18 protein-coding genes are annotated in these 18041 nt (G+C 61.9%); 8 read left to right on the top strand and 10 right to left on the bottom strand.

From position 1 onward, the window contains the following. Positions 1 to 38 precede the first annotated feature (38 nt). From ACR65N_RS16480 to ACR65N_RS16470, 3 genes are all read left to right on the top strand, one after another. Positions 39 to 1145: an NAD(P)/FAD-dependent oxidoreductase gene (locus ACR65N_RS16480; RefSeq protein WP_440457898.1), complete on the top strand. Its 1107-nt coding sequence runs from the start codon at positions 39 to 41 to the stop codon at positions 1143 to 1145. Positions 1146 to 1230: 85 nt separating this feature from the next. Further along, positions 1231 to 1587 carry a RidA family protein gene (locus ACR65N_RS16475; RefSeq protein ID WP_430306356.1) on the top strand — a complete coding sequence of 119 codons (357 nt, stop codon included), beginning with the start codon at positions 1231 to 1233 and terminating at the stop codon, positions 1585 to 1587. A 53-nt stretch (positions 1588 to 1640) separates the two neighbouring features. Continuing rightward, positions 1641 to 2762: an alpha-hydroxy acid oxidase gene (locus ACR65N_RS16470; RefSeq protein ID WP_440457897.1), complete on the top strand. Its 1122-nt coding sequence runs from the start codon at positions 1641 to 1643 to the stop codon at positions 2760 to 2762. Positions 2763 to 2879: 117 nt separating this feature from the next. Here the strand turns inward: ACR65N_RS16470 and ACR65N_RS16465 are convergent, their stop codons facing one another. From ACR65N_RS16465 to ACR65N_RS16450, 4 genes are read right to left on the bottom strand one after another with little or no spacing between them, the layout of a single operon-like run. After that, positions 2880 to 3401, bottom strand: a complete 522-nt coding sequence (locus ACR65N_RS16465; RefSeq protein ID WP_440457896.1) for a winged helix DNA-binding protein — start codon at positions 3399 to 3401, stop codon at positions 2880 to 2882. A gap of 51 nt (positions 3402 to 3452) precedes the next feature. Next, positions 3453 to 4442: a TRAP transporter substrate-binding protein gene (locus ACR65N_RS16460; RefSeq protein ID WP_440457895.1), complete on the bottom strand. Its 990-nt coding sequence runs from the start codon at positions 4440 to 4442 to the stop codon at positions 3453 to 3455. Positions 4443 to 4466: 24 nt separating this feature from the next. After that, entirely contained in the window at positions 4467 to 5783 is a 1317-nt protein-coding gene (locus ACR65N_RS16455) for a TRAP transporter large permease (protein ID WP_430306360.1), read from the bottom strand. Between the two features lie 2 nt (positions 5784 to 5785). Next, positions 5786 to 6370, bottom strand: a complete 585-nt coding sequence (locus tag ACR65N_RS16450) for a TRAP transporter small permease (RefSeq protein ID WP_440457894.1) — start codon at positions 6368 to 6370, stop codon at positions 5786 to 5788. Between the two features lie 195 nt (positions 6371 to 6565). Here ACR65N_RS16450 and ACR65N_RS16445 point away from each other — a divergent pair, with 195 nt between their 5' ends. Continuing rightward, positions 6566 to 10213 carry a hydantoinase B/oxoprolinase family protein gene (locus ACR65N_RS16445; protein ID WP_440457893.1) on the top strand — a complete coding sequence of 1216 codons (3648 nt, stop codon included), beginning with the start codon at positions 6566 to 6568 and terminating at the stop codon, positions 10211 to 10213. 261 nt (positions 10214 to 10474) lie between these two features. Then, complete coding sequence (locus ACR65N_RS16440) at positions 10475 to 10657, top strand: hypothetical protein (protein WP_440457892.1); 183 nt, start codon at positions 10475 to 10477, stop codon at positions 10655 to 10657. 103 nt (positions 10658 to 10760) lie between these two features. Here ACR65N_RS16440 and ACR65N_RS16435 read toward each other — a convergent pair whose 3' ends face one another. From ACR65N_RS16435 to ACR65N_RS16425, 3 genes are all read right to left on the bottom strand, one after another. Then, a complete protein-coding gene (locus ACR65N_RS16435; protein ID WP_440458122.1) occupies positions 10761 to 11741 on the bottom strand; it encodes a sensor histidine kinase in 981 nt (326 codons plus the stop codon). 32 nt (positions 11742 to 11773) lie between these two features. Continuing rightward, a complete protein-coding gene (locus ACR65N_RS16430; RefSeq protein ID WP_440457891.1) occupies positions 11774 to 11998 on the bottom strand; it encodes a hypothetical protein in 225 nt (74 codons plus the stop codon). Positions 11999 to 12123: 125 nt separating this feature from the next. After that, a complete protein-coding gene (locus ACR65N_RS16425; RefSeq protein ID WP_430306365.1) occupies positions 12124 to 12333 on the bottom strand; it encodes a cold-shock protein in 210 nt (69 codons plus the stop codon). A 234-nt stretch (positions 12334 to 12567) separates the two neighbouring features. Here ACR65N_RS16425 and ACR65N_RS16420 point away from each other — a divergent pair, with 234 nt between their 5' ends. Together ACR65N_RS16420 and ACR65N_RS16415 are read left to right on the top strand one after the other, a co-directional pair. Then, entirely contained in the window at positions 12568 to 12888 is a 321-nt protein-coding gene (locus ACR65N_RS16420; RefSeq protein WP_440457890.1) for a hypothetical protein, read from the top strand. Positions 12889 to 13222: 334 nt separating this feature from the next. Then, positions 13223 to 13405, top strand: coding sequence for a hypothetical protein (locus ACR65N_RS16415; protein ID WP_430306367.1), 183 nt, complete (start codon positions 13223 to 13225; stop codon positions 13403 to 13405). A gap of 78 nt (positions 13406 to 13483) precedes the next feature. Here the strand turns inward: ACR65N_RS16415 and ACR65N_RS16410 are convergent, their stop codons facing one another. The 3 genes from ACR65N_RS16410 to ligD form a co-directional block, all read right to left on the bottom strand. Beyond that, positions 13484 to 13651 (bottom strand): hypothetical protein, encoded by a 168-nt coding sequence (locus ACR65N_RS16410; protein WP_430306368.1) that lies wholly within the window; start codon positions 13649 to 13651, stop codon positions 13484 to 13486. A gap of 311 nt (positions 13652 to 13962) precedes the next feature. Next, positions 13963 to 14889, bottom strand: coding sequence for a manganese catalase family protein (locus ACR65N_RS16405; RefSeq protein WP_440457889.1), 927 nt, complete (start codon positions 14887 to 14889; stop codon positions 13963 to 13965). Between the two features lie 392 nt (positions 14890 to 15281). Continuing rightward, entirely contained in the window at positions 15282 to 16322 is a 1041-nt protein-coding gene (gene ligD / locus ACR65N_RS16400; protein WP_440457888.1) for a non-homologous end-joining DNA ligase, read from the bottom strand. Positions 16323 to 16815: 493 nt separating this feature from the next. Between ligD and rsgA the strand changes: the two genes are divergently transcribed. Further along, a complete protein-coding gene (rsgA, locus tag ACR65N_RS16395; RefSeq protein ID WP_440457887.1) occupies positions 16816 to 17838 on the top strand; it encodes a ribosome small subunit-dependent GTPase A in 1023 nt (340 codons plus the stop codon). Positions 17839 to 18041 lie beyond the last annotated feature (203 nt).

Genomic DNA, 18041 nt, shown 5'->3' with positions numbered 1-18041 from the left:
GGCCCTGGCTGTTGGAAATGCAATCCAGGAACTATGAAATGCGTGTCTTGATCATTGGCGCCGGTATCCTCGGCTCCAGCACCGCCTATCACCTTGCCCGTCAGGGTGTGGATGTGGAAATCGTCGATGAATCCCATCCGGGCAAGGCCACGATGGCCGGCGCCGGCATCGTCTGCCCCTGGGCCACCAAGGCCGACGAGCCGGAATGGTACCGGCTCTATGCCGCCGGGGCCCGTTTCTACGACGAATTGATCTCCGGGCTGCAGGCGAGTGGAGAAACCGACCTCGGATACGGCAAGGTCGGCGCGCTCGTCGTCGCCGAGGACCGTGCCGAGTTTGACGCTGCGGCCGAGCGCATCGCCCGCCGCGTCAAGGACGCGCCCGAAGCCGGCGACGTGCGTCACCTGACGCCGGCCGAAGCACGCGCACTCTTTCCGCCGTTGCGTGAGGATTTCGACGCCATCTACATCCCGGGTGCCGCACGTGTCGATGCCCGGCTTCTGTCGGCGGCAATGGTGCGCGCGGCAGTCGCCATGGGTGCCAGGTTCCGCAGCGACTACGTGACGTTGAAGACGGACGGCGATCGCGTCCGCTGTCTCGACAGTACCGGATCGGACATCGCGGCCGACGAGATCATCGTCACGGCGGGCGCCTGGGCATCTCAGATCCTTCGACCGCTTGGCCTTGATCATCCGGTCGTGCCGCAGAAGGGCCAGATCGTCCACCTGCGTCTTCCCGGCATTGCCACGGCAAGATGGCCGGTGGTCCTGCCGATGAGCAGCCATTACATGCTCGCTTTCGATGACAGCCGAGTCGTCATCGGCGCGACGCGGGAAAGCGGTTCGGGCTTCGACTACCGGGTCACAGCCGCCGGCGAGCTCGAGGTGCTGGCCGCCGGGCTCAACATTGCACCAGGCCTTGCCAATGCGACGCTGATCGAGACGCGTATCGGCTTCCGACCGGCCGGGGACACGATGAACCCCATTCTCGGTCGCATGCCCGGCTACGCGAACCTGACGATCGGCAACGGCCTGGGGGCTGGTGGACTGACGATCGGACCCTTTGCCGGCAGCCAGCTGGCAAAGCTTGCGATCGGACAGCCAACCGATCTGCCGCTCGACCAGTACGCCCCGAAAGCCGTCTGACCCACCTCTCTGCTCAACGGCCGCACATCCCGTCCGTTGCAACCCGCGACGGCCAACTCTCCTATCTCGCAAAGGAAAAACGATCATGATTACCCGCCACCGCAAGCACCGCATCATGCACGGCGTCGTCGAACACAACGGCGTCCTTTATGTCGGCGGGCATGCCGCCTCCGATATTTCGGTCGGCATGAAGGAGCAGACCGAGCAGACATGCGCAAAGCTCGAAGACGTGCTGAACGAGTGTGGCTCCGACAAGCATCATATCCTGTCCGCCCGCATCTATCTGTCCGACATGTCCGGCAAGGAAGCCATGAACGAGGCCTGGCTCGCCTGGCTGGACGGCGACGACTTGCCATCGCGTGCCACGATCGGCGTCGCCGACCTTGGCGATCCGAAGCGGCTGATCGAGATCGTGCTGATCGCGGCCAAGAAGGACGCATAGTCGAAGGCGCGGGCGGGCGCCACAGCGCCTGCCCCTTTCGCAGAGGAACGGGCATGACGGACAAGCCAGAGCGGATCGACGATCGGTACGCAACACCCGAGAAGTACACGACGCTGCGCGGCATCTACCATGACGCAAGACGCCGGCTTTCGGACATCGACTGGAACTACCTCTCCTGCGGCACCGGGGATGAAGTGACGCTTCGGGAAAATACGGCGGTCTTCGACCGGATCAGATTTGAAGTGCCGCTGTTTGCCGGGATCGACAATCCGGATACGCGGACGAACGTGCTCGGCTTCGACCTCAGCTTTCCTGCCTTCATCGCGCCGTTCGGCGGGGGTGAAGCAGTCTTTCACCCGGAGGGCCACCTCGCGATTGGCCGGGCCGCATCCGCGGCTGGCATTCAGCAGATGGTGCCGGTGGCTGCCTCCCATTCCCTCGAGGATATCGCCAAGGCATCTCCCGTCGCTTCGGTATTCCAGATGACTTTCGTTGGAGAGGAAGCTGCGGCGCTCGACATGATCGAGCGGGCCAAGGCCGCTGGATACTCGCATATATGTGCGACCTACTCGCCGATCCGCCAGTGGCGCGAGCGCATGATGGAAGACCGCTTTTCCTTGCGCAGCGAAAACGGTCCCTCGAATTTTGGCCCGGGTCGATCCGATCCGGCGGCACTGAAGGAGCTTCTGGCCTTCACGAAGCCGCGCTGGACATGGTCGCAGGCGGCGGATGTCATCAAGCGCTCTCCCCTTCCCTGCATCGTCAAGGGTATCTCAAGCGTCCGCGACGCTCAGGCAGCGCTCGATGCCGGCGCCGTTGGCCTCTACGTCTCGAACTATGGGGGGCGCACCATCGACCGTACGCCGACAGCGCTCGAGACGCTTCCTGCCATTCGCAAGGCCGTCGGCAAGCAGGTGCCGATCATCCTCGACTCCGGCATCCGGCGTGGCAGCGATATCGCGGCCTCGATCGCGCTTGGCGCCAATGCGGTCGCCCTCGGTCGTCTGATCGCCTACGGCATGGCCGCCGACGGCGAAGACGGCGTTCGGCGAACCCTTGAGCTGCTCCGGCAGGAATTCTGGACGACGCTGGGTCATCTCGGTTGCTCTTCGGTGGACGACCTTAACGAGGCGGTTCTGTCAAACGGCGCGACGAGCATCAACCTTCAGATATAACTCTCGAGGTCCCCGAGGCAGGATCAACGCGTGCCGGAGACAACCCGGCAGCTGCAAGGGCTTGCCTCGGTGGACTGCAGCGGCCCTTCCGCCCAGGCGCTAACGGGAGGGTGTTCCTTACAGCGAAGCTGCAGCGCGGGCAGCCTGGTCATAGTGGCCGGAGAGCGCCCGCAGCCTTGCTGCCACTTCCGACAAGCTGTCGATCGAGACCTCGGTTGCCAGGACCGATTTGACCAACAGGCTTTCACGCGTCGATTTGTACCGCACGCACGCCTCGGCGCCGGCCTCGGTCACCATCACCAGCTTTTCCTTGCCGCGTCGGCCGGACTTGATCAGCTTCAGCCGCTCCAGCTTCTTCAGAGCATAGGTCACGACATGGGTATCCTCGATGTTGAGCACGAGCGTGATGTCGGCAAGCGTCTTTGCCTTGTTGCGGCTATTGATGTTGTGCAGGACGAGGATATCGACCGGTGACAGGTCCGGAACGCCGGCCGCTGCCATGCAGCGGACCATCCAGCGACTGAAGGCGTGGTTCAGCATCACGAGGCCGAACTCTATCTCCGAGAGGGCAGGAAGCGCGCCGCTCGCCAGATGCTCCGACGAGACGATCGGACCGAGGCCTTTGTCTTCTTGTGACATGATATCCTCCGGGAACGGAGCGCCGCGGACAAAAGCCGCGGCGCTCTCGGCTCACATCTTCTTGTAGGCGTCGAGGATAGCCTTGCCGTCGGCGCCGGCCTTCTTCGACCAGTCATCCGTCAGCTTGGCGCCGACGTCCGACAGACCGGTCTTCAGCTCGGCGCTTGGCTCCAGCACCTGCATGCCGTTCTTCTTCAGCGTCTCCATGTAGGAGGCGGTCTTTTCGACAGCGAGCGCCCAGCCGCGCGTTTCCGCTGCCGCGGCGGAATCAGTCACGGCCTTCTGGACGGCCGGATCAAGCGCTGCGAAGGCCACCTTGTTGACGAAGATGACGTTCTTCGGGATCCAGGCCTGGGTGTCGTAGTAATGAGTGAGCGATTCCCAGATCTTCGAATCCACGCCGGTGGCGCTGGAGGTCATCAGGCCATCGACGACGCCTGTCGCCAGCGCCTGGGGCAGTTCGGCCGCCTGCACGGTGACAGGCTGGGCACCGACGAGTTCGGCGATGCGCGAGGTGCCGACATTGTAGGCGCGCCACTTGAGACCCTTGAGATCGGCAACGCTGTTGACGTCCTTCTTGGTATAGACGCCCTGCGGCGGCCACGGCGTTGTGTAGAGAAGCTTCAGGCCCTGCTTGTCGAGCGCCTGCTCGATAGCCGGCTTCGATGCTTCCCACAGCTTCTTCGACTGCTCGAAGCTCGTTGCCAGGAAGGGTACGACGTCGAGGCCGAAGATGGGGTTCTCGTTCTCGTGCAGCGACAGCAGCACCTCACCCGCCTGCGCCTGGCCGGTCTGGACGGCGCGCTTGATTTCCGGTGCCTTGAACAGCGAGGCATTGGGATGAACGGTGATCTTCAGCTCGCCCTTGGTCGCCGCATCGACGTCCTTGGCGAACTGGTTGAGGTTCTCGACATGGTAGTTTGCCGGCGGATAGGCGGACGGCAGGACCCAGGCGGTCTGTGCAAGCGCGGCACCGGCGCCGGCGACAATGGCTACGGCACTCAGGCCGAGGCGCGCGATGGTTTTGAAATGCATGGTCATATTTTTATTCCCCTTTTCACGTCGTTATCCCGGGTAAACCATTCGTGGCAGGACCAGCACGATTTCCGGGAAAATCGTGAGGATGGCGACCGTCGCCAAAAGCAGGAAGAAGAACGGCAGTGCGGCTCTTGCTACCGTCAGGCTGTCGCGTCCGCTCATCGTCTGGAGAACGAAGAGATTGAACCCGACCGGCGGCGTAATCTGGGCCATTTCGACCATCAGCACCAGGAAGATGCCGAACCAGACGAGATCGAAACCCGCCTGCTGAACCATCGGCAGCACGACGACCGTCGTCAGAACGATCATCGACAGACCGTCGATCGCGCAGCCGAGCAGGACATACATCAGGGTCAACACGGCGATCAGCGCGAAGGGGCTGAGCTGGAAACTATCGACCCAGGCGGCCAGCGCATTGGGAATGCCGGTATATCCCATGGCAATCGACATATAGCCGGCGCCGGTGAGGATCAGCATGATCATCGACGTCATGCGGGTCGCGCCCATGACGCTGTCGATAAAGCTTTTCCAGGTCAGCGCCTTCTGGCAGAGCGCGATGACCAGCGCGCCAAGCACGCCCCAGGCGGCGCATTCGGTGGCCGTCGCCCAACCGAGCATGAGCGCACCGAAGACGGTGAGGATCAACAGCGCAAGTGGAATGAGGTTCAGCGTCTGCCTGAGCTTTTCCCGCAGCGACATGCGCGGTTCCGGCGGCGGGCTCTGGTCAGGATTGGCAAGATGCCAGACGATGATGGCGCCCATATAGAGGCCCATGACGATCACCGCGGGGATGAGGCCCGCCATGAACATCTGGATGATCGAGACATTGGCCGCGACGGCATAGACGATCATCGGGATGGACGGCGGCACGAGAAAGCCGAGCGTACCGGCGCCGGCCAGCGAGCCGAGGCTGATCTTTTCGTTATAGCCGCGCTTCTTGAGCTCCGGCAGGGTGATCTTGGCGACCATGGCCGTGGTTGCGGCAGACGATCCCGAGACCGCGCCGAACAGGCCGCAGCCGAGGACGTTAACATGCACAAGCCGACCCGGCACCCAGTTCAGCCAGGGCGAGAGGCCGCGGAACATTTCGTCCGACAGCCTCGTCCGGTAGAGGATCTCGCCCATCCAGATGAACAGCGGCAGGGCGGCCAGGCTCCAGGAGGCTGAACCACTCCAGGCATTGGTGGCAAGTGCCGCGCCGAGCTGAATCCCGGCGGGGGCAAACTGCATGGCGAGGAAGCCGCAGATCAAAAGCGTCAGGCCGATCCAGACGCCGCCGATGAGCAGCAGGAGCATGGCGGCGAGAATGAGACCCGAGATCTCCACGAGGTGGCTGGCATCCATGGTTACACCCCGCTTTCCATGACGCGTTCGATGATTTCCTCGTCGGTGGTCGCAGGCGGCTTTTCGTATCGCGGGCTGCCGCCGAAGGTCACGTGCAGCAGTTCATCGACGAAGGCGATGGCGAGAATGACGAGGCCGAGCGACATGCCGACCTGCGGTATCCACAAGGGAACGGCGATCACGCCCTGCGAGACGTCGTTGAACACCCAAGAGGTCCAGGTCATGTCGACGGCAAACCAGGCGAAATAGAGCACCGCCACGGTGCCGATAAGCGTGCAAACGATCTCGATGACCTGCCTCGGCTTGCCGGTGATCCGGTCGATCACCAGGCCCATGCGGATCAGCTCGGCTGAACGAAACGTATGAGCGAGCGCCAGGAAGGCGCATGCGGCCATGCACCAGGCGGTAAAATCATCGCCTGCCGGGATGTCGAGGCCGAGCGGCCGTCCGGCGGAAAGAGACAGCATGATGACGAAGATGGCGACGAGGAACACGCCACCGAGATAGCCGGCGCCGAGATACAGCGCGTCCAGCCCCCTGCGGAGCCCATCGGGGAAGACGCTATGGTGCGGATCAGCGGTGGACATGGCTTGCCCTCCGCTCGAACATGCGGAAATCGCTCATGTGGCTTCCCCTCGGTTGCCGTTGCGGGTCCGGCTCTTGCGGCCGTTGTTGCCCGTTCGATAGGCATGATGCAGCAGTAGGCATTTTCCGTCAATCAATCATTGACGTTTTGTCGACGAACTGTTTTCGTTGACACCTTGAGCAGAAAGGGATGGCGGATGTCTGGCAGTGCAACCGGGTCAAGCGACGGCAAGTGGGACTTCTGGATCGACCGCGGCGGCACGTTCACGGACATCGTCGGCCGCAAGCCGGATGGCACGCTCGTCGCCCGCAAGGTTCTGTCGGAAAACCCGGAAGCCTATCGCGATGCCGCCGTGCAGGGGATCCGCGAGCTACTCGAAGTTCCGGTTGGTCAGCCCATCGCATCGAGCCTGATCGGCGCGGTGAAGATGGGCACCACGGTTGCGACGAACGCACTTCTGGAACGCAAGGGCGAAAAGACGCTGCTGGTGACGACCAGGGGTTTTCGCGACGCGCTGGCGATCGGTTACCAGGCGCGCGCCGACATCTTTGCCAAGAAGATCATCAAGCCGGAACTGCTGTATTCGGCCGTCGTCGAAGTGGAAGAGCGTGTCCGCGCCGACGGTACGGTCGAGGCGGAGCCACGGGAAGCAGCCGTTCGCGCCGACCTGCAGGCGCAGTTCGACGACGGCATCCGTGCTCTGGCGATCGTCTTCATGCATGCCTACCGCTACCCGGCGCACGAACAGCTTGTCGCCCGGCTGGCGCGCGAGATCGGCTTCACCCAGATCTCCGTCAGCCACGAGGTTTCGCCGCTGATCAAGCTGGTCGGCCGCGGCGATACAACCGTGGTCGACGCCTATCTGTCGCCGATTTTGCGCCGATATGTCGAGCAGGTTGCAAGCGAACTCGGCGCCGACGCCAATGACGCCGGAGAGGACGCCCCGCAGCTGATGTTCATGCAGTCTTCCGGTGGCCTCACCGCCGCGCGGCTGTTCCAGGGCAAGGACGCCATCCTGTCCGGCCCGGCGGGCGGCGTTGTCGGTGCCGTCGAAACGTCGCGGCTTGCCGGTTTCGAGAAGATGGTCGGTTTCGACATGGGCGGCACGTCGACGGACGTCTCCCACTACGACGGCGAACTCGAGCGCTCGTTCGAGACCGAGGTCGCGGGCGTTCGCATGCGCGCACCGATGATGTCGATCCACACGGTTGCGGCGGGCGGCGGCTCGATCCTGCATTTCGAGAACGGCCGTTTCTGCGTTGGCCCTGACTCGGCTGGCGCCAATCCCGGTCCGAAAGCCTATCGTCGCGGCGGTCCGCTGACCGTTACCGATGCGAATGTCATGCTCGGCAAGCTTTCGCCCGCGCTCTTCCCGAAGATCTTCGGTCCGAACGGCGACCAGCCGCTCGATGCGGATGCGGTGCGGACAGCCTTCGAAGAGATGGCAAAAGTGGTGGGCGACGGTCGCACGCCCGAACAGGTAGCCGACGGATTTCTGGCCATCGCGGTCGAGAACATGGCCAATGCGGTGAAGAAGATCAGCGTCCAGCGCGGTTACGACGTCACCCACTATGCGCTGACATGCTTCGGTGGCGCCGGCGGGCAGCATGCCTGCCTGACCGCCGACGCGCTTGGCATCTCGACGGTGCTGATCCACCCGTTTTCCGGCATCCTGTCGGCCTATGGGATGGGTCTGGCCGACATCCGCGCCACCCGCCAGCGCACGGTCTCGGAGGCGCTCGAAAGCGCGCTCGCGGCGCTTTCCCCGGTGCGCGACGAGTTGACCGCCAGCGTGCTTGCGGAAATGAAGAGCCAGGGCGTGGCCGCGAACGATACCGACATCGCTCACCGGGCTCATCTACGCTATCAGGGGACAGACACGACTTTGTCCGTAACCGTGACCGATGCGAAAGAGATGACCGCCGCGTTTGAGACGGCACACCGCAAGCAGTTCGGTTTCATCTTCGACAACCGCGAGATCATCTTTGAAGCCTACGAGGTTGAAGCCATCGGCGGCGGCGCGGATTCCTCCGAACCCGAGTTCCCGCTGGAGACTGCAGCACCGAAATCCGACGAAGAGACCAGGTTTTTCTCGAGCGGCGCATGGCGCCAAGCACCCATCTACCGCCGCGCCGACATCGCGCCGGGCGCGCGCGCCAACGGCCCCTGCCTGATCGTCGAGCCGCACCAGACTATCGTCGTGGAAGATGGCTGGGCCTTCGAGATCACCAGGCTGAACCATGTCGTGCTGAAGCGTGTCACCGCACTCTCCCGCGCCATGGCAGTCGGCACGCAGGCCGATCCGGTCCTCCTCGAGGTCTTCAACAACCTGTTCATGTCGATCGCCGAGCAGATGGGCGTGACGCTGCAGAACACCGCCTCCTCGGTCAACATCAAGGAGCGGTTGGACTTCTCCTGTGCGGTCTTCGACGAGAGCGGCGCGCTGGTTGCCAATGCTCCGCATATGCCGGTGCATCTCGGCTCGATGGACCGGTCTGTGGAGAGCATCATCGCCCAGAACAGGGGCAGGATCCGCCCCGGTGACGTGTTTGCTCTGAACGCGCCCTATAATGGCGGCACGCATCTGCCGGACATCACTGTGGTCACCCCTGTCTTCGACGAGGCCGGCGAAAAAATCCTGTTCTACGTCGCCTCGCGCGGCCACCATGCCGATGTCGGCGGTACGGCACCCGGCTCGATGACGCCGCTTGCGACCACCGTCGACGAGGAAGGCGTGCTGTTCGACAATGTGCTGCTGGTCGATCGCGGACGGTTCGACGAGGCGGGGATCACCAGACTGCTCTCCGAGCACCCCTACCCCGCCCGCAACGTTGCCCAGAATGTCGCCGACCTTCGCGCCCAGATCGCCGCCAACGAAAAGGGCGTGCACGAGATGCGCAAGATGATCGGCCAGTTCGGCCTCGATGTCGTTCAGGCCTATATGGGCCATGTGCAGGACAATGCGGAAGAAAGCGTTCGTCGCGTGCTTGAAAAGCTCAACGATGCCGAATTCGCCTATGTGACCGACCAGGGCAGCACGATCCAGGTGAAGATCACGGTCGACAAGCAAAAGCGTGAGGCGACCGTCGATTTCACCGGCACTTCGGCTCAGCAGAAGAACAACTTCAACGCCCCCGAACCGGTGACCCGCGCGGCGGTTCTCTATGTCTTCCGGGTCATGGTCGAAAGCTCCATCCCGATGAACGCCGGCTGCCTGAAGCCGATCCGTATCATCGTGCCGGAGGGTTCGATGCTGAAGCCTCAGTACCCGGCCGCCGTCGTCGCCGGCAATGTCGAGACCTCACAGCATGTCACCAATGCGCTTTTCGGCGCCTTGGGTGCGATCGCCGCAAGCCAGGGCACGATGAACAACCTCACCTTCGGCAACGCGACCTACCAGTATTACGAAACCCTGTGCTCGGGTTCGCCGGCAGGTCAGTTCAACGACGGCACAGGCTTTGCCGGAACCGATGCGGTCCACGTCCACATGACCAATTCGCGCCTCACCGATCCGGAGATCCTGGAAACGCGTTATCCGGTGCTGCTCGAGGATTTCCACATCCGCAGGGATTCCGGCGGCAAGGGCATGTTCTCGGCCGGAGACGGCACGACGAGGACGATCCGCTTCCTCGAAGGCATGGACTGCGCCATCCTCTCCTCGCACCGGACGATCCGGCCGCACGGACTGGACGGCGGCGGTGAAGGCGAACTCGGTCTCACCACCGTGCGCCGTCTCGATGGCAGTCTAGAGGAACTTCGTGGTTGCGATCAGACCTTTATCCACGCCGGCGAAGCGGTAAAGGTCGTGACGCCTACGGGAGGAGGCTACCGAAAAACTGCCTAGCGGCGTCGGAGCCGGCGGGGCCGTCCAAGAGAACCCCTCAGCTGCCAAGCATGCAGTGCCCGCTTCCCAGCAGGCGTCAGATCTCGTCCAATCATCCAAACCTCATCCGTCCCTACGCCCCGAGATTTGGCGGGACAGCACGGATGGGCTCGAAGGGGGGTACCGGACCGAGCCTGCAACTTCCGGGTCCGGCCGAAGTTGCAGAACCTGTAGACTTTCCACTCCGCTGGTGAACCAAGGACGGTGCGCATGGATGACGAGTTGGCCGACACCCGCACGCACCTTGCTGCCGCGATCCAGCATGCTCGATCCCTGCGCGCGGAACTTCGACAGCAGACGGCAAGAACCCGGACGACAATGGAGAAGATCGAGATCGAGCGCGACCGACTTCGCGACCTGATCAGGACCAGCAACGTTCTGTTGAACTATCGCGGCGACGAGTAAGCGCAGAACCGCGCGGGTCGCGTTTCGACCACCAGTGCCACCGCAGCGATCCTCGATCGAGGAGACCAGCACCGCAGGCCGGAAGGTCACATCTTCAGCAGGATCAGACGGCCAGTCGACGAGCGTCGATCTTGAGGCTCACCAGCGCGCCCGCCGGCGTCCAGTCATAGGCGATCGAGCCGCCCAGATGTCCCGCCATGGTGCGCTCCAGGAGCTTGCTGCCATAGCCACCTGGCCCTGTCGGCGGGACGACACTCGGGCCACCCTGCTCGATCCATGAAAGAGTGACATGGTTCTCGTCGACGGTCCCGGAGACGTTCAAGGTGCCGGCTGCGGATGACAATGCACCATACTTGAGGGAATTGGTGGCGAGCTCGTGGATAACCAGCGCGAGCCCGGTTGCTGCGGCCTCACCGACGCCCATTCTCGGCACAGCGACCCGGACGCGTCCCGAATAGGCAGCAGTTTCGTCATAGGGAGCGAGAAGGATGGTGATCAGGTCGCCGAGCAGAGCGGCGGTTCCCTGGCCTCCGGGCAAAGGTCGAACAAGGTCGTGGGCACGGCCAAGCGCGGTCAGCCGCTCCGTCAGTTGCGAGGTCATGTCCGCAATCGAACTCGATGAGCGGGAGGTCATCTGCGTCAGCCCCGACGCAATGGCGAGCAGGTTCTTCACCCGGTGGCTCATCTCGCCTGCCAGGAGCTCGTGTCCCTCTTCAGCCTGCTTGCGGCCCGTGACATCGAGGAAGATGCCGGTCATCAGGCTTGCAATGATATCCTCGTCACTTCCCTGGCCGCGGGCCGACACCCATCGGACATCTAGGTCGCTCAAGATCCGAAAATCGATTTCGTAGGGCCCGACGACGGCGCGCGTCGCTGCAAAGGCCGCACGCACCCGGTCCCGGTCAGCGGGGTGGATCTTGTCCGAAAGGTCTTCGAAGGAGAGAACGCCTTCGGTGGTGATGTCCCAGAGCTCGTAACCGCGCTGGTCCATCCGGAACGCGTCCGTATCGACGTTCCACGTCCAAAGAGACACGCCGGCGGCCTTTATGGCGCGGCGCAACTGGGTGAGATTCCACTCAGCCATCCCTGGATGATCGGGCACTGGATTTTCCTTGCTTAGGCTTTTCGAGCTCGCTTCGCGATCAGGCCGGCGGAAGCCGTCGCGATCGCCTTGGCTTCTCTCGTCAGACGCTCTTCGCGCAGTCGCATCGTCTTTGCATCCCGTGCCTGGACGATCGAGTCCATCTCTTCGACGGCGTGACCGCGGGCGAAGAACTGCGTCTGTGTCAATGCGAGGGCAAGCTCGGCCTTCTGCCGAGATTTGGACTGTGTTTGCGTCATGTGAATTCCGATCCGTTCGCGTGCGGAGCATCAAAAAAGGCCAGGCAATTTGCCCGGCCTCGTAGCTGAATAACGTGTTCCGTCAGTGCCGGTACATCCATGGTCAAGGACGGAACCAGTTAGGATCAGGCAGCCTGCAGGTTGCAGGCGGACATCTTGCCCGACTTGTTGTCGCGCTCAAGTTCGTAGCCGAGCTTCTGGCCTTCGACGATTTCGCGCATTCCAGCGCGCTCGACGGCCGAGATGTGAACGAAGGCGTCGGCGCCGCCGTCGTCAGGCTGAATGAAGCCGAAGCCCTTGGTGGAATTGAACCATTTTACTGTGCCGGTGGTCATGATGATGAACCCTCTCAAAGCATTGTTGATCGACCGCGCAGCGGAAGCGGCGCGGATGGTGACAGCGATGTTTTTGAAAGGAAGGTTCGTTCAAGGCACGGACGAAACCGCGCGGTAACCAAAGCTCAGCAAGCAAAATATCGATAAACCGTAAATAGAGACTACCCCACGCAAAGTCAACCTTTAGTTTTTACCGGGCATCGAAGGTGGGCCGCCACGCGCCATATCAATTTAATGGAAAAAACTCAGATAGACGACATCAACGCCCAGATCATCAAGCTTCGCGCGGCCCTGCCGACCTGGGGCGTCGAGGCAAACGACCTGGTGGAGCTTGCCCAGAATGCAGAGCGGGCAGCGGCCAAGCCGGATGAGCGAACGATGCAGCGCGTTCGCGGCCTGATCGAGACGACGACCGGGTGGCACAATACGCTTCTCTATTGGGAGGAGCAGGATGCGGCTCCCGCGCTCAGCGCGGAATTCCGGGTTCTGCGCGGTTCACTGGATGCGATGCGCTCCGAAGTGGCGAATGCCACCGGCATGTTTCACTCGGAGTGATTATCGACTGCTTTGACCATGTCGAAGGCAGGTTAGCGGTGCGGACATCATCATGCGTACGGATGACGGTGATGTGCGGATGATTGCCGGCTCAAGGCCCGCGAGGCGGCTACGTATCGCTCCGTCCGGCCCGTGCCGGATGTCGAGCACTGGTCACGACGCAGTTCAATGAGGCTGCCCTTGATCAACACCAGACTGGATGCGGCTGTCACCTACCGGCTCCACCCGATTACGCCCCTGACACTCTGCGATTGCCAGAGATCAGCGCGGGCAGCGCTGCAGGAACTTAATTCGCACTAAAGCATTCTTTGCGCGTCGCAAGGAGGCTTTTTCTATGACCCAGACCAAGCAGAAGCCCACGCAAGAAACAGTCAACTATACGGTCGAAACTTTCCAGGCTGCCTATGATCTGCCGCTCGCCAAAGCGGCCGAACTCTTCAGCAGATTTGGGCCGTCGTCGCATGACCTCGATCCGCTTATGAAGGCCTTCAAGAACAGGCGGGCTTTCGATCCCTGATGCCGGAGGCCAAGCCGCCTTCTGCAAGCCCCCCTGCCCGCATCCAAGGAGACGGGCAGGGATCAAGGCGTTAAGCAACTATCTTTTGGAAGAGGGTTTTGCCTTGCTGCCCTGGCTGTGTGCGCCGGTGGTCTTAGCGTCGTAACCTTGGCCGTGGTTTGTCCCGCCGAGATGGCCGCCGCCGCTCGTGTTGGCAACCTGCCGCTCGGCCCGCTTGATCTGCTGGGTCGCATCTGTCTTTTTCATGGTGTGCTTTCATCGTGGCAGAGATGAGAAAAGGCCGGGCGTTGCCGCACCGACCTCAATCATCGCCGTCTTCAACTGGTCGGATCACCTAGGTGATCGACGGTGAAGCGACGGCGGCACTTGCGAACATCGAGTATTTTCAACGTTCATCAGCAATGCCGATATCATCGATATAGGACCATTCGCCGGCCAAACAAGCGCGGCACAAGCGCCACACTATGGCGCCTCGATTTGCCGTGGGGCGCAGGGTGTCGTGATGTGAGGCCCCGGTGCGTTGCGGGGCCTCGTTCCGTTGCTTGCTTCGGGTCGAGTTATCTCGACTTCTTGTAGAGCTTCTGGGCGATCTCGAACATCTCTTCCGGCGCGTAGTCGGGTGTGAAGGCCGAGGGGACGCCGACGAGCTGATGGATTTTTCCGCCTTCGGGCATTCCGTCAACAACTTCAAGCTCGCCCGGCGGATCATTCGGAAGAGCGACTTCGCCATTGCCCCAGATGCCCGACATCTCCTTGTAGTCGTTCGGGCTGAAAGTGTAGAGGCGGCGGTGCGATCCTTCGTCGAGATATTTCTGGCACTCCGGGATCTTGCTCAGCGGGATGTTCGGCGTCGGCAGAAATTTTTCGATCTCGACGCCGGTGATCTTCTTGAGAGCCAACGCATAGGCATGGGCGTGAACCGAGCCGCGCACCAGAAGATAGCCGCAGACTTCGCGGCCGGTCGGATCGGTCAGGGTTTCGTAGACGCGCAGCTTATGCAGCCGCGCCCCGCATTCCAGATGGAAATTGTGCAGGAGATCGATCACGACGTTGCCGGTCGTGGTGATGAAGTCGTTGTTCCAGGAGATGCCGTTGCTGTTGACCGGCATGGCACCGCCGCCGCCCGACAGGAAGGCTGCAGCCAGGCGTATGTCCTTCATGTCCTCGAACGGCGCTCCGGAAATATCGCCGCCGTCACCCGTATCGCCCTTCGGCTTGTCTGGGCCGTTGTTGAGCATGGCGACACCATTGCTGACAAGCTCCACGTGGCCGAGTTCCTCGGCGGTGATGCTCGCGACGAGGCTGTAGAAAGGCTTCAGTTTCTCCTTCGATCGGAAGTTGAAGCTTTGAAACATGTAGTTTCCAAGCGTCGACATCTCACCATACTTGCCGCCGAGGAGCTCCTGCAGCGCGGCTGCGGCATTTGGGTCTGCACGTTTGGGAGCCGGCAGGGAAGCCTGCAACTGGTCGACTCGCATAAACATATTGATGTCCTTTGGTTGGAGGCGAACTACAACCCTCGTACAGAGCCATTGTTCCTGGATGCTCCGAACGCCTTGGATGTCACACCGCAGCACATCTCCCGCTAAATAACGGCGCTGCTCAGCCCTCGCGACCCCGAAAACGGCGTCTTTTTCTGCTGCCTAGGGTTGTGTAACCCTTGGTTTTGGTGCTGATCACTGAGACCATCAGGCACAGTCTACGTTGCCGCGTGCTGGACGAGGCGAACAAGGCTGCCGTGACGGTCAGTGTCGTGGATGCAGACGGCAGGGCCGTTCATGATCGTCAGCTGCGCAGCCACGCTTGAGCCGGTGATCGGCTCTTCGCTTGCAGTCTGACCGATCGGAAGGAAGCCTTCCTTTAGAGGCCGGAGCTCTTATGCGAGGCGGTAGATGTCGGCATTGTCCTGCCTGTCGCGCAACCCCTTGTAGGACGCGTGGCGCAGACTGCCGTCATTCGTCCAGCCGCGATACTCGATCTCGGCAATCAGCGTCGGGCTGGTCAGCACCAACTGCTTTCCCGGCAGCCGGATCGCCGGTGTCCTGGTCTTCAGCAGGTCCAGCGTCTGCTTGAGCTCGCGCGCAACAGCCCGTGTGAAGCCGGTGCCGACGCTTCCGACATGCACATAGTCCGAGCCACGCAGAGCCGCCAGCACAAGACTACCGACGGCTCCCCTGTCGGTCGTTGATGGTTCGTAGCCGACGACCACGAAGGCGTCGCTCTCGACGCACTTGATCTTCAACCAATCGCCCGTGCGGCCCGACCGGTAGGGTCGGTCGCGATGCTTGGCGATGATGCCTTCAAGACCGTGCTGGCAGGCTGCCTTCAGAAAGGTCTCCGGGTCCGCTTCGATCTCATGAGAAAAGCGGATCGCGCCCTCATCGTCGGTCAGCATCCCCTCGAGCAGCTTTCGACGCGAACTGCATTCCACTCCGGTCAGATCGTGACCGTCGAGATAGAGCAGGTCGAAGGCATAAAGGATCGCAGCCCCCGCCGGCTTCTTGCCGCCGCGGCCACCCAGCGAGTTCTGCAGCATGCCGAAGTCCGATCGTCCCTGATTGTCCAGAACAACCGCTTCGCCGTCGAGGATGGCCGAGAGCGGCAGCATTTCTTGCGCGGCTGCGACGATCGATGGGAACCGGTGGGTCCAGTCATGCCCGCCGCGCGTCAGGATACGGATCCTGTTCGTCTCGAAGTGGATGGCAAGGCGATAACCATCCCACTTGATCTCGTAGGACCAATCGTCGCCGGCAGGAGGCTGGCTGACAAGTTTGGCCAGGCACGGTTCGATGCGATCGGGCATCGGATCGAAGGCCAGCTCAGGCTGACGCGGATCGCGCCGACGGATCCGGCGGCTCTGGACCGGTGCATCGTCGGTAAGCAGCGGGCGGCTGGGCTTGCGAGGACGTTTCGTCATCCGCGCACTTCAGCAGGCAGGTCTTAACAAGTCGTAGGCTGCACGTCACTTTGAAGCTGCGTCCAGCACCTCCAGGTTCCGGTCTCCAGATAGGTGCGTCCACGCCCGCCTTGGCAGGCCATCTCGATCACCTTCGACTCCAGGAAGATCCTGAGCTGAAAGCGGTCTGATTCATTCGTCTTTTGCGGGAGTACCTGATAAAGCAGACTGCTGGGCATGACGGTCGACATCATCTTCAGAGTTCCGGAACCATCGATCGACACTGGAGAGCGTCTTGGGTTGGAAATCGCCGAAGTTTGAATATGTGAACGGGTACAAGATCGTCGAAATCGACGGGCCCGCTTTCCAGGTCTACGATGGCGTACGTCAGATTGGCGAACAGTTCCCCTATTCAGGCGAGGCTGCTGCTTACGCAAACTCGCTTCCGAAGCGCAGCTAGTCCGGCGTCTTCGGGCATCATGATCAAAGTCTGTAAGCCAATGCGAGCGCGAATTTGACGAACGTCCGTCCTCACTCCCCTTTGGAACTGCTGGGTTGGTCCGATTTTTTCGCAGATCAGATAAAGCAGAGCCAAGCGGACCTGATTCCGATGCGCATTGCGTCGGTTCACCGTGCGCGCATCGACACGATCGGCGTTGCGGGGCCGATCGAGCTGCAGCTCGCATCAGACGCCAACACGGGTGATTTCGCGGTCGGTGACTGGGTACTTGCCGATTCACAGTCGGATATGCTTGTCAGCCGGCTCGAACGGAAGACCGTGTTCCGGCGACGCCCTGAAGTCGGACGTGGGCAGCAGCTTATGGCTGCCAATATCGACACCCTGTTGATTGTGACGTCGTGCAATGCCGATTTCAACGTCGAGCGGCTGGAACGTTACCTGATCATGGCCAATGAGGCCGGCTGCACGCCAGTTATCGTGCTGACCAAGGCTGACACCGCTGAAGATGTCGGCTCATTCCAGGCCCAGGCGGAGGCATTGCAACGCGATCTGCCAGTTGTTGCGCTCAACGGGCAATCCGCCGATGCGATCACATCCTTGCGGTCGTGGTGCGGCGTCGGACAGACGATCGCGCTTGTGGGATCCTCCGGGGTTGGGAAGTCGACGTTGGTCAACACTCTGACTGGAGCTGCAGCTGGTTCGGAGCAGAAGACCGGGACTATCCGTGAACATGACGCGCAGGGTCGCCACACGACGACTGCGCGGTCGCTGCACGCCATTCCGGGCGGTGGTTGGGTGATCGATACGCCCGGGATCCGGACGCTCTATGTCAGCGACGTCACGGACGGGATCGACACGCTGTTTGCTGACATAACCGAGCTGGCACCGCTCTGCCGCTTTCGCGACTGCACCCATGCGCATGAGCCCGGCTGCGCGGTTCAGGCCGCCGTCAAAACGGGTAGTCTTGCCGCCGACCGGCTTGAACGGTGGCGCAACCTCGTATCCGAGAATCGTGATCGAACACCGGTGCTCAGCGGCCCTCGTGGCAACAAGACCTTTCGCAAGAAGAAATACTGACGGTCGGCACGTCAGGGTTAGGTCGATGGCTCGGTGAACGGCGGGGCATTCGGGTATGCAAGTGGCATGCCCTGTGCGTTCGCCGCTATCTTCTGCAGCCGAGCTGAAGTGCACCCTGAAGTGTGACGCCGATACCCTCATAACGGCGCCCACCGCGTGTCAGAAACGCCGGCAACGTCCCCTCGCATCGCCCCGACACAATA

Source organism: Rhizobium sp. SAFR-030, from assembly GCF_059415005.1.
The sequence above is the reverse complement of the archived record's forward strand: the minus strand, read 5'-3'. Positions and strand labels throughout refer to the sequence as shown.

Coding starts and splice junctions, on each gene's coding strand:
- ACR65N_RS16480 (WP_440457898.1), top strand. CDS start 39: ATGCGTGTCTTGATCATTGGCGCCGGTATCCTCGGCTCCAGCACCGCC.
- ACR65N_RS16475 (WP_430306356.1), top strand. CDS start 1,231: ATGATTACCCGCCACCGCAAGCACCGCATCATGCACGGCGTCGTCGAA.
- ACR65N_RS16470 (WP_440457897.1), top strand. CDS start 1,641: ATGACGGACAAGCCAGAGCGGATCGACGATCGGTACGCAACACCCGAG.
- ACR65N_RS16465 (WP_440457896.1), bottom strand. CDS start 3,401: ATGTCACAAGAAGACAAAGGCCTCGGTCCGATCGTCTCGTCGGAGCAT.
- ACR65N_RS16460 (WP_440457895.1), bottom strand. CDS start 4,442: ATGACCATGCATTTCAAAACCATCGCGCGCCTCGGCCTGAGTGCCGTA.
- ACR65N_RS16455 (WP_430306360.1), bottom strand. CDS start 5,783: ATGGATGCCAGCCACCTCGTGGAGATCTCGGGTCTCATTCTCGCCGCC.
- ACR65N_RS16450 (WP_440457894.1), bottom strand. CDS start 6,370: ATGTCCACCGCTGATCCGCACCATAGCGTCTTCCCCGATGGGCTCCGC.
- ACR65N_RS16445 (WP_440457893.1), top strand. CDS start 6,566: ATGTCTGGCAGTGCAACCGGGTCAAGCGACGGCAAGTGGGACTTCTGG.
- ACR65N_RS16435 (WP_440458122.1), bottom strand. CDS start 11,741: ATGGCTGAGTGGAATCTCACCCAGTTGCGCCGCGCCATAAAGGCCGCC.
- ACR65N_RS16430 (WP_440457891.1), bottom strand. CDS start 11,998: ATGACGCAAACACAGTCCAAATCTCGGCAGAAGGCCGAGCTTGCCCTC.
- ACR65N_RS16425 (WP_430306365.1), bottom strand. CDS start 12,333: ATGACCACCGGCACAGTAAAATGGTTCAATTCCACCAAGGGCTTCGGC.
- ACR65N_RS16420 (WP_440457890.1), top strand. CDS start 12,568: ATGGAAAAAACTCAGATAGACGACATCAACGCCCAGATCATCAAGCTT.
- ACR65N_RS16415 (WP_430306367.1), top strand. CDS start 13,223: ATGACCCAGACCAAGCAGAAGCCCACGCAAGAAACAGTCAACTATACG.
- ACR65N_RS16410 (WP_430306368.1), bottom strand. CDS start 13,651: ATGAAAAAGACAGATGCGACCCAGCAGATCAAGCGGGCCGAGCGGCAG.
- ACR65N_RS16405 (WP_440457889.1), bottom strand. CDS start 14,889: ATGTTTATGCGAGTCGACCAGTTGCAGGCTTCCCTGCCGGCTCCCAAA.
- ligD (WP_440457888.1), bottom strand. CDS start 16,322: ATGACGAAACGTCCTCGCAAGCCCAGCCGCCCGCTGCTTACCGACGAT.